Genomic DNA, 9993 nt, shown 5'->3' with positions numbered 1-9993 from the left:
GGCATAGACCGAACGTTGAGAATAATGACATAAATCGCGTTCATAGGGCCAACGAAGGGAGAAGACGATGAAGAGACTATTGGCGGCTGCAGCGATCACCGCGCTGTGCGCGACGGGTGTTACAGCGGAAGTTAAGGTGGGGATGATCACAACGCTTTCAGGCGGCGGGGCCGGTTTGGGCATCGACGTACGGGATGGGTTCATGCTTGCGATTGCTCAATCGGGGCGGGATGATATCGAGGTGGTGATCGAAGACGACCAGCGCAAACCGGATATCGCGGTACAGCTGTCAGACAAGATGATCCAATCCGAACGTGTAGATGTGATGACCGGTATCATCTGGTCAAACCTGGCGATGGCGGTTGTGCCAGCCGCCGTGAACCAGGACGTTTTCTATCTGTCACCCAATGCGGGCCCGTCACCTTTGGCGGGGAAGGGCTGTCACCAGAACTATTTCAACGTCGCCTGGCAGAACGACAACCTGCACGAGGCCGCGGGTGCATACGCCAATGGTGCGGGTTACAAGAGCAGCTTCATACTTGCTCCGAATTACCCGGCGGGTGTCGACGCGCTGACTGGCTATAAACGCTTTTTCGAAGGTGATCTGGCCGGTGAGATCTATACCGAGCTTGGCCAGACTGACTATGCAGCTGAAATCGCGCAAATCCGCGCAAGCGATGCGGATAGCGTCTTTTTCTTCCTGCCCGGCGGGATGGGGATTTCGTTTCTGAAGCAATATGCCGACAGCGGGATCGATCTTCCAGTTGTTGGCCCAGCCTTCAGCTTTGATCAGGGCATTCTGCAGGCGGTAGGCGATGCGGCGCTGGGCGTGGTGAACACTTCGCAGTGGAACAAGGATATCGACAACCCGACCAACGCTGCCTTTGTTGAAAGCTTTCAGGCAAAATACGGACGTCTGCCCTCGCTTTACGCCAGTCAGGGATTCGATACCGCCAACCTGTTGCTTGCCGCGCTTAACAAGGCTGACCCGTCAGATGCGGATGCCTTCCGCGAAGCGCTGAGGGCGGCGGATTTCAACAGCACACGAGGGGATTTCAGCTTTGGCCCGAACCATCATCCGGTTCAGACCATCTATGCGCGCGAAGTGATCAAAGAAGGTGATGTATTTACCAATAAGATCCTTGGCGTAGCTCTTGAAAACCACTCTGATGCCTACGCGGCCGAGTGCAAAATGTAACTGAATTTCTGCCTGCCCCTAAAAGTGGGGCGGGCAGATCACCGGAGTTTCCATGTCCTCGATCCTGATTATCGAGCAGATCCTGAACGGGCTGCAGTTCGGCGTCATGTTGTTCTTGATGGCTGCTGGCCTGACGCTGATCTTCGGGGTGATGGGCCTGATCAACCTGGCCCATGGCTCTTTGTACATGGTGGGTGCATTTGCCGCTGCAGCAGTTGCAGGGGCGACCGGGTCATTTCTGCTTGCTCTGATTGCTGCTCTGGCTGCGGCCGCACTGGCCGGGGTGATCGTAGAAATGCTCGTTATCCGGCGGCTTTATCAGGCACCACATTTGGATCAGGTTCTGGCCACCTTTGCACTGATCCTGATCTTTTCCGAAGGGACAAGATGGGTCTTTGGGTCTTTCCCATTGTTCCTGGATATTCCAACGGCACTTTCGGGTCCGATCACGCTGCAGGGCGGGATCGAATATCCCCTCTATCGCCTAACCCTGATCGGGATTGGTCTTGCTGTTGCAGTAGGTTTGTGGGCCCTGATCGAACGCACGCGTTTGGGTGTGCAGATACGGGCCGGTAAGAACGACCGGGAAATGATTGCCGCACTGGGCGTCGACATCTCGAAACTTTACACTTTGGTCTTTGCACTAGGGGCGGGGCTGGCGGGGCTTGCCGGTGCTTTGGTTGGGGCAATTCAGTCGGTACAGGTGGGCATGGGTGAACCTGTTCTGATCCTGGCCTTCGTGGTTATCGTAATCGGTGGCATAGGCTCGGTTCGGGGGGCGTTCATCGGGGCGCTGTTGGTTGGGCTAACCGACACGCTGGGCGGGGTTTTCCTGCCCGAGCTGTTCAAACTGTTCATGGAACCGGGAGCCGCTCAGAAAAGCGGCTCGGCTCTGGCATCAATGGGAATCTATGTCCTGATGGGACTGGTCCTGATCTGGCGCCCAACAGGTCTGTTCGGAGCCCGCGCATGAGAATGAATGAAAGATACATCAATGGCCTGATGATCGCCGGCCTGCTGGCGCTGCCCCTTTGGGCGCTGGCCGCGGACCAGCCCTTCACAATCACGCTTGTGACGCGGGCGGTGATCTTGGCGCTTGCAGCGGCTGGTCTGAATGTCATCCTGGGAATTGGGGGGTTGGTCAGCTTTGGCCATGCTGTTTTCTTCGGGATCGGCGGCTATGCGATGGGCATTCTGACCTATCACGCGCAGACCTACACGGCACTGGATCTGGGCTTGATTTCTATCGAAGGCAGTAAATCCATGCCCGTGATCTGGATAGTTGCGATGCTTACTTCGGGCATTGCTGCCTTTTTCGTCGGTCTTCTGTCCCTAAGAACGTCAGGCGTTTATTTCATCATGATTACGCTGGCCTTCGGACAGATGTTTTACTACTTCGCGATTTCTTGGGCGCAATACGGGGGCGAAGACGGATTATCCATCTATGTTCGCAACGGTTTTCCCGGCCTCAACACATTGGATCCGATCCAGTTTTACGGCATCTGTTTCGCGCTGCTATGTCTCGTCCTGTTCCTGTTTGCGCGGATGCAAGCCGCGCCATTCGGGCTGGCTCTTAATGCGACACGGCAATCTACGGCGCGAGTCGAGACTGTGGGATTGAACCCCATGCGGCTGAAACTTTTGGCCTTTGTTCTGTCCGGCGCTGTCACTGGTCTGGCCGGGGCGCTGTTTGCCGATCTCAACCGGTTCGTTTCGCCGTCTATGTTCAGTTGGCAGCTTTCGGGCGAATTGATTGTGCTGATAATCATCGGAGGTGTCGGACGCCTGATGGGTCCGGTAATTGGGGCTTGCGTGTTTGTCGCGCTCGAGCATTTTCTGGGTGAACTAACCGATTTCTGGCATGTATATTTGGGTATTGTTCTGCTGTGCATCGTTCTGTTTGGTCGCGGTGGCCTGATTGGGCTGCTAACCGGGAAAGAGGGGGCACATGTCTGATCCCGTCCTTGCCACCGAGAGTCTGAACAAAAGCTTTGGTGCGTTAAAGGCTACGGATAACGTCTCGATTGATCTTAGGCCAGGAGAGATCCACGCCATCATTGGTCCGAATGGAGCGGGAAAATCCACGTTGATCCAGCAGATCTGCGGAGGTTTGCAACCGGATTCGGGGCGTGTTTTGCTGGGCGGACAGGATGTGTCGGACCTTGGCACGCAAAAGCGGGCAAGGGCAGGGATGGGGCGGACGTTCCAGATATCGGAACTGTGCATGGAAGATACGGTTCTGGAAAATGTCGTGTTGAGCGCCATGGGGGCGGAAAACCTCGTATGGCGGTTCTGGAAACCTGCCTTGAAACGGCCAGAGCTGCTCGAAAGGGCCGAGGCTGCGCTGGAAAGGGTGGGCCTGGGCGATGAACGCGAAACGCGTTGCGCAAATCTCAGCCATGGTCAACGCCGCCAGCTTGAAGTCGCCGTGGCTTTGACTTTGTCACCTCGGGTCTTTGTTATGGATGAACCGATGGCCGGGCTTGGCGCTGGAGGGTCCAAACGGTTGACCGGGTTTCTTGACGGTCTGCGGGAAGAGGCGCCCATCTTGCTTGTTGAACATGATATGGACGCCGTTTTTGCGCTGGCTGATCGGATCAGCGTATTGGTCTATGGCAAGGTGATTGCAACCGGGACGGCAGATGAAATCCGCGCAAGCCGTGAGGTGCGCGATGCCTATCTGGGGGATGAGGCATGACTTTGTTGCGGGTAGAAAACCTGACCGCGACATACGGCGTCAGTCAGGCTTTATTTGGTGTCGATCTTTCTCTGGCGCAGGGCGAGGTTACAGCCCTTATGGGGCGCAATGGGATGGGCAAGACCACGACTGTCAAAGCCATTTGCCGGATGATCCGGTCCGAGGGCACCTTGTCGCTGAACAATCAGAATCTGCACGCTTTGCCCAGCTATAAGGTCGCGCGTCTTGGTGTCGGGCTGGTACCCGAGGGGCGCCGGTGCTTTGCCGACCTGACGGTGCGCGAGAATCTGATCGCCGCTGCCAGACCCGGCGAGTGGACATTGCAGAAGGTGGCTGAACTGTTCCCACGGCTAGAGGAACGTCAGGGCCAAAGGGCAGCCTCACTATCCGGCGGCGAACAACAGATGCTGGCTATTGGGCGCGCCCTGATGACAAATCCGCAGCTCTTGATCCTCGATGAAGCAACCGAAGGGCTGGCTCCGATCGTGCGACAGGAAATCTGGTCGGTCTTGCATCGCCTGAAACAGGAAACCAATGTTTCGATCCTGTTGATCGACAAGTCTCTGAAAGAGTTGGCGCTGGTGTCTGATCGCGCGGTCATTCTTGAGCGCGGTAAAACAGTCTGGTCTGGCGCGATGGTGGATCTCAGTCATGACATCACAGAAAAATATGTGGGGGTCTGATGACTTTTGAATTCCACCAAAAGGTTCTGTTCAAACATTGCGACCCGGCGGGGATTGTCTTTTTCCCGCGCTATTTCGAGATGATCAATGATTGCGTTGAGACCTATTTCGATCAGGTGCTATGCAAACCGTTTGAAGAGATTCATCCTGTTGGCGCAGTGCCTACCGCACAGATACAAACCCGATTTTCAGCGCCCAGCCGTCACGGTGACCATTTGATATTCCGGATGAAGATCACAAAGATCGGACGCAGTTCAGCCGAATACTCGGTCGTGGCCAGTTGTGCGCAAGAGGAGCGACTGACAAGCGTAGCAACGCTTGTTCATGTAGATTCAAAGGGCGGTCCAACGGCCTGGCCCGCAGACATCCGTAAAAAACTCGAGGCATTCAGGGACGACGCGCTATGAGCCACAAGACAATTCACCCCGATGGCTGGTTGCCTGCCAAAGGATATGCCAATGGCGTTTTGACCAAAGATGGAACGTTACATATCGGCGGGCAAATAGGATGGGACGCGAACAAGAAATTTGTCAGCGGCGGGTTCATCGGACAGATGAAACAGGCGCTGCAGAATATCGTTGATATTGTCGAGGCCGCTGGTGGCTCGGCCCGCGATGTGACCCGCCTGACCTGGTTCGTAACAGACAAACGCGAATATCTGTCTCTGCAAGCCGAAGTTGGGGCCGCCTATCGTGAGGTTTTCGGCAGGCATTTTCCTGCGATGTCAATGATCATCGTGGCGGGTTTGGTCGAAGACGAGGCCTTGTTGGAAATTGAAGCGACAGCACATTTATCCTGAAGGCAAGCGACATTGAAACGGGCCCAGCGGAATGAATTTGAGCGATTTTCACCATAGGAGGTGAGAATTCTGCCAAACCTCTTTTCTGAAATCACAGGGCCGCCGAAGCGGGTTGCAGCGGCCTAAACCGGGCTGGATTTTGCGCTCGTACCAGAGTGAAAAGGCCAACGTGCAGGGCGTAACCAAGTCATTTGGGCGACCGATTGAATGGTGAGGGGAGACAAAAACAAACTTCCGCCGCTATTTCGTCAGATCAATCACAAATTCATATCTCAAACAGATCCTCAACAAAACATGAGGGTCGACGCAGTGAAAAGAGTCACAAGGCATCTAAGTCTCGAAAGACGGCGGTTGTCGCTGATTGCGGCTCTGGCTTTTGCCTCAGGTTTCACTCTTTACTCACATATAGAGGCAACGCGTTTCGGATTACCCGTCCCGGTTGTTATCGGCCTGATCTATATGGCTGTCATTGTATGCGCGACGGCTTTATCCACCTATTTCCTTCCTGGCTTGCGCCGCGTCACGGATACGGTGGCGATGACGCGTCTGGCATTTGCTCTTTGGGTGGCCGGAACCCAAAGCCATGAGATCGCAGCCTCGCCCACAATCAGCGCCGCCGTTGTGGTAGGGGGCGCGATCTTCGTGTTGCAAACGGGTTCTTTGGTTCAAAAGCTGGCCGGTAATCGACCGGATTTCGGCTTTGTCCCTCACATTGTTGGAAACACGCGTCTGTTTCTGGCCTGGTTGGATAACGCCTGCGAATATCAGGGTGCCCGGGTCCAGCCGGTATTTGCAGGAAAGACGCCTCGAACGGTGGTCTGATGGCAAAACTCTGGTTTATTTGGTCAGCGTTGCACAGGCCGTCTGGGCCCATCTAAGGGCCAGAGGCGAAAGATGCGGCCCGACCTGTCTGAGAACCTTGGCATGATAGTCATTGATCCAGTCAATTTCTAACTGATTCAGCATATCTGGCATCAACATATCCGTCTGGATCGGGATCCAGGTCATGTTCGAGAACTCCAGAAATCCGTCATCTGCCTCGACAATTTCGAACAGGTTTTCGATGCGAATGCCGAACCTGCCGGCCTCGTAATATCCCGGCTCGATCGACATAACCATGCCAGGCATCAGGTCGACCGGGTTGTAAGGTTTGCCAATGCGCTGCGGATGTTCATGGACAGACAACCGGTGGCCAATTCCATGACCCGTACCGTGGTCATAATCCAATCCCAGATCCCACAGCGGGCGGCGACAGATTGCATCAATGTGATGGCCCTGTGTGCCTGCAGGAAAGCGCAGCGTGGCCAGAGCGTGAAAGGCCTTGAACACTGCGGTATAGGCCCGGTCATATCCATCAGGCCGCTGAGGCCCGAACGAAAAGCTGCGCGTGGCATCCGTTGTGCCGGTGTCGTACTGCCCCCCGGAATCCAGCAGGTATGTGCCCCGCGGTTGGATCGGAACGGTATTGTCGGCCTCGGTAGCGTAATGGCACATCGCGGCATTGCCATCGGCGGCCGAGATTGTGTTGAAGCTTTCGTGGATGAACCCATCCTGAGCGCGGCGGAAGGCCAATACCCGCTGTTCTGCTTCACGCTCGGTCACCGGTTCAGCCTGTTTCTGTACCTGAGCCGCCAGCCAGGCGCAGAATTCGGTCCAGGCGATCCCGTCCCGGATATGGCAAGCGCGCAACCCTTCCAGTTCCGTTGTATTCTTGCGGGCTTTGGTTTTGCTTAACAATCCGTTGACCGGCACGCCCTTTGCTCCGGTACGCTCCAGCACTTGTTTGACCGCCGTCGGCGAAAAATCGGGGTCGAAAATCACAGCCTGGCCGGGCGCTGTGAGATCACTGAGTGTAGACAGAAAACCATCCGGCGCCTGAACCGAAACATTTTCCGGCATGTGGTCAGTGACATCGGCATCCAGTTTTTGGTCAGACACGAACCAGTGAACCTGGCCCGAGCTTTGCAACAGAAGGAAAGAGTTGGGAACAGGGTTGAAAGCCACGTCTGAGCCACGCACATTAAGCAGCCAGGCGATGTTGTCGGGCTGAGTTTCCACCAGCAAGCCGGCCTCTCGGCGTGTTAGCTCAGTGGCCAGATCCGAGATCTTATCACCCGCCGCCCGGCCCGAAAACTGAAGTGGAAATGGCTCGATCTGTCCTTGGGGGGCAGCGGGTTGGTCGGTCCAGACTGCATCGACCGGATTTGAAGCCGTCGCTACCATCGCGGCACCGCTGCCTTCCAGCCCGTGCTCAAATCGGTCAAACCAGACCGGCGGTAGGTGCATCGAGTCAAAGCCGATTTTCCATCCTTTCTGTGCAACTGCGGCCAGCCAGTATTCGGGCGGCTCGTTAAACAGATGATGGTGCGAGAAAACAGCCTCGGCACACTGGTTTGCAGCCTGCACCACATAGCGGCCATCGACAAATAAAGCGACAGTTTCGGGTGTGACGATGGCCATGCCTGCCGAGCCGCTGAAGCCAGTTACAAAGGCGAGGCGTTCATCATGAGGGGCAACATATTCGCCCTGATGTGCGTCGTAGCGGGGCACGATAAAGGCATCCAGACCTTGTGCTTTAAGCTCTGCGCGCAAGGCCGAAACAATCGCGGATCGGTCGGTTCCGGGGGCATCAAGCATCGGCATTTATCTCTTCAACATGGTGACAGGCGACCTCGCCACGATTTTCAAAAGGCATCAGGGCAGGCACTTTGGTTTCGCATATGTTGCTGGCGTGAGGGCACCGGACATGGAACGGACACCCTGAGGGCATGTTCAGTGGTGAAGGCAGCTCTCCCTCAAGCCGCTTGACGGCACCGCGGTTGTCGGGGTCCAGCGAAGGGGCGGCTGAAAGCAGAGCTTGGCTGTAAGGGTGGGAGGGGGCGGAAAACAAGGTTTCGCTGTCGCCGATTTCAACGATCCGCCCAAGGTAGATTACCGCGACCCGGTTTGAAACATGACGGACAAGCCGCAGGTCATGGGCCACAAACAGGATTGTCAGATCAAGTTCCCGCTGCAGGTCCAGCAACAGGTTTACCACCTGCGCCTGAACCGAAACATCTAGTGCCGAGACCAGTTCGTCCGCAATCAGAACTTCGGGTTCGACCGCCAATGCGCGCGCAATGGCGATCCGCTGACGCTGACCTCCGGAGAATTCGTGCGGCAGCTTGTCTTGCGCGTCCTTCGGAAGGCGGACCAGATCAAGCAACTCGGCCACACGGTCGGGAATTTCTGCTTCTGGGCGCATGTTGTGAACGCTCAGGGCTTCGGCCAGAATTTGCCCTGTCGTCATCCGGGGATTGAGCGATGAATAGGGGTCCTGGAACATCATCTGAACCCGGCGGTTATAGGTGCGGTCAGCTTTGATTTCGCCGTCGAATATGTCCTGACCTTCAAAGTGGATTGAACCGTCGCTGGGCTTATGAAGGCGCACGATACACCGGGCTAGTGTGGACTTTCCACACCCGGACTCTCCGACGACGCCCAGAGTTTCGCCCCGGGTCAGATCTAGGCTGACACCATTCAGCGCCCGTACTTCGCGACCAGGACGCCGCGAAATGACATCGCCGATGCTACGGCCCATTGGGAACCGCAGATGCAGGTCACGGATTTGCATCAGGGCGGTCATGCGGCGTTCCCTTGGGTTTTGGTTATCGGGTTGAAACAGGCGACCTGTCTATGATCGGTGATCAGGGTCATCGCTGGGCGCTCTTGCGTGCAGGCGTCTATGCAGGCGGCACAGCGCAGTGCAAACGCGCATCCAGCAGGCAGGGCATCCAGTGCTGGCGGCACTCCGGGAATAGAATATAGCGGCGTGCGAGGAGCGATGTTTTCGGGCACAGACCGCATCAGACCCACAGTGTAGGGGTGATGCGGTGCCCGCAGCACATCGCGGACCGGCCCTTGTTCGACGATCCGCCCCGCATACATAACGGCCACGTTGTCGCAAGTCTGGGCAACCACGCCAAGATCATGGGTGACCAGCACAACCCCCATATCCATATCCTGCGCCAGTCGCAGGATCAGATCGAGGATCTGCGCCTGTATGGTCACGTCCAGTGCTGTGGTGGGTTCATCCGCCAGCAACAGTTTGGGTTCTGCGGCAAGCGCTATTGCGATCATGACCCGCTGGCGCATTCCGCCGGAAAATTGGTGAGGATAATCCTTCAAGCGTTGCGCTGCCGAGGGGATGCCGACAAGGTCCAGCATTTCGATTGCCCGATCCAAGCGCGCGGCGCGGGGCAGGTCGGTATGGGCGCGCAGGGTCTCTTCCAGTTGCAGTCCGACTGTCAGCAGTGGATTCAGCGAGGTCATCGGTTCCTGAAAAATCATCGCGATTTCGCGACCCTGAAACCGACGAAGAGCCCTGTCTGACATGGATATCAGATCACTTCCATTCCAGCGCACCTGGCCGGTCACGTCGCCATAGCGGCGCGCCAGCCCCATGATCGAGCGCAACGTGACGCTCTTGCCCGACCCGCTTTCGCCGACCAGCCCCAAAACTTCACCCCGGTTCACGCCGAAACTGACATCGCGCAGCGCAGGCAGCGCGCGACCGTTCTTGTGAAAGGTTGTGCTTAGCCCGGTAACTTCTAGAAGTTTCGTTTGATCCTGCATC

The 9993-nt window shown here is 56.4% G+C and carries 11 protein-coding genes; 8 read left to right on the top strand and 3 right to left on the bottom strand.

The window, feature by feature from the left end:
• The first annotated feature begins 67 nt into the window (after positions 1-67).
• From AC2FGB_RS13455 to AC2FGB_RS13420, 8 genes are all read left to right on the top strand, one after another.
• On the top strand, positions 68-1198 hold the full coding sequence (locus AC2FGB_RS13455; protein WP_496694014.1) for an ABC transporter substrate-binding protein: 1131 nt from the start codon (positions 68-70) through the stop codon (positions 1196-1198).
• Between the two features lie 52 nt (positions 1199-1250).
• Complete coding sequence (locus tag AC2FGB_RS13450; protein WP_142637797.1) at positions 1251-2171, top strand: branched-chain amino acid ABC transporter permease; 921 nt, start codon at positions 1251-1253, stop codon at positions 2169-2171.
• Between the two features lie 2 nt (positions 2172-2173).
• The gene (locus tag AC2FGB_RS13445) at positions 2174-3154 is read left to right on the top strand and encodes a branched-chain amino acid ABC transporter permease (RefSeq protein ID WP_496694063.1); all 981 of its coding nucleotides are present in this window, start codon (positions 2174-2176) and stop codon (positions 3152-3154) included.
• The gene (locus tag AC2FGB_RS13440; protein WP_496694013.1) at positions 3147-3896 is read left to right on the top strand and encodes an ABC transporter ATP-binding protein; all 750 of its coding nucleotides are present in this window, start codon (positions 3147-3149) and stop codon (positions 3894-3896) included. The genes AC2FGB_RS13445 and AC2FGB_RS13440 overlap by 8 nt, the downstream gene beginning before the upstream one ends.
• On the top strand, positions 3893-4579 hold the full coding sequence (locus tag AC2FGB_RS13435; protein WP_496690008.1) for an ABC transporter ATP-binding protein: 687 nt from the start codon (positions 3893-3895) through the stop codon (positions 4577-4579). The genes AC2FGB_RS13440 and AC2FGB_RS13435 overlap by 4 nt, the downstream gene beginning before the upstream one ends.
• The gene (locus AC2FGB_RS13430) at positions 4579-4986 is read left to right on the top strand and encodes an acyl-CoA thioesterase (RefSeq protein ID WP_142637803.1); all 408 of its coding nucleotides are present in this window, start codon (positions 4579-4581) and stop codon (positions 4984-4986) included. Before AC2FGB_RS13435 ends, AC2FGB_RS13430 begins: the two co-directional genes overlap by 1 nt.
• Entirely contained in the window at positions 4983-5378 is a 396-nt protein-coding gene (locus AC2FGB_RS13425; RefSeq protein ID WP_142637805.1) for a RidA family protein, read from the top strand. Before AC2FGB_RS13430 ends, AC2FGB_RS13425 begins: the two co-directional genes overlap by 4 nt.
• 309 nt (positions 5379-5687) lie before the next feature.
• A complete protein-coding gene (locus AC2FGB_RS13420) occupies positions 5688-6200 on the top strand; it encodes a hypothetical protein (protein WP_142637807.1) in 513 nt (170 codons plus the stop codon).
• Between the two features lie 15 nt (positions 6201-6215).
• Here the strand turns inward: AC2FGB_RS13420 and AC2FGB_RS13415 are convergent, their stop codons facing one another.
• The 3 genes from AC2FGB_RS13415 to AC2FGB_RS13405 are packed head-to-tail and all read right to left on the bottom strand — an operon-like array spanning position 6216 to position 9992.
• Positions 6216-8015 carry an aminopeptidase P family protein gene (locus AC2FGB_RS13415; RefSeq protein ID WP_185956703.1) on the bottom strand — a complete coding sequence of 600 codons (1800 nt, stop codon included), beginning with the start codon at positions 8013-8015 and terminating at the stop codon, positions 6216-6218.
• Positions 8008-9003, bottom strand: coding sequence for an ABC transporter ATP-binding protein (locus tag AC2FGB_RS13410; protein WP_496694012.1), 996 nt, complete (start codon positions 9001-9003; stop codon positions 8008-8010). The genes AC2FGB_RS13415 and AC2FGB_RS13410 overlap by 8 nt, the downstream gene beginning before the upstream one ends.
• Entirely contained in the window at positions 9000-9992 is a 993-nt protein-coding gene (locus tag AC2FGB_RS13405) for an ABC transporter ATP-binding protein (RefSeq protein WP_496694011.1), read from the bottom strand. Before AC2FGB_RS13405 ends, AC2FGB_RS13410 begins: the two co-directional genes overlap by 4 nt.
• Position 9993: the final 1 nt, after the last annotated feature.

The sequence above is a fragment of the Ruegeria sp. CDSC021 genome, assembly GCF_059610845.1.
The sequence above is the reverse complement of the archived record's forward strand: the minus strand, read 5'-3'. Positions and strand labels throughout refer to the sequence as shown.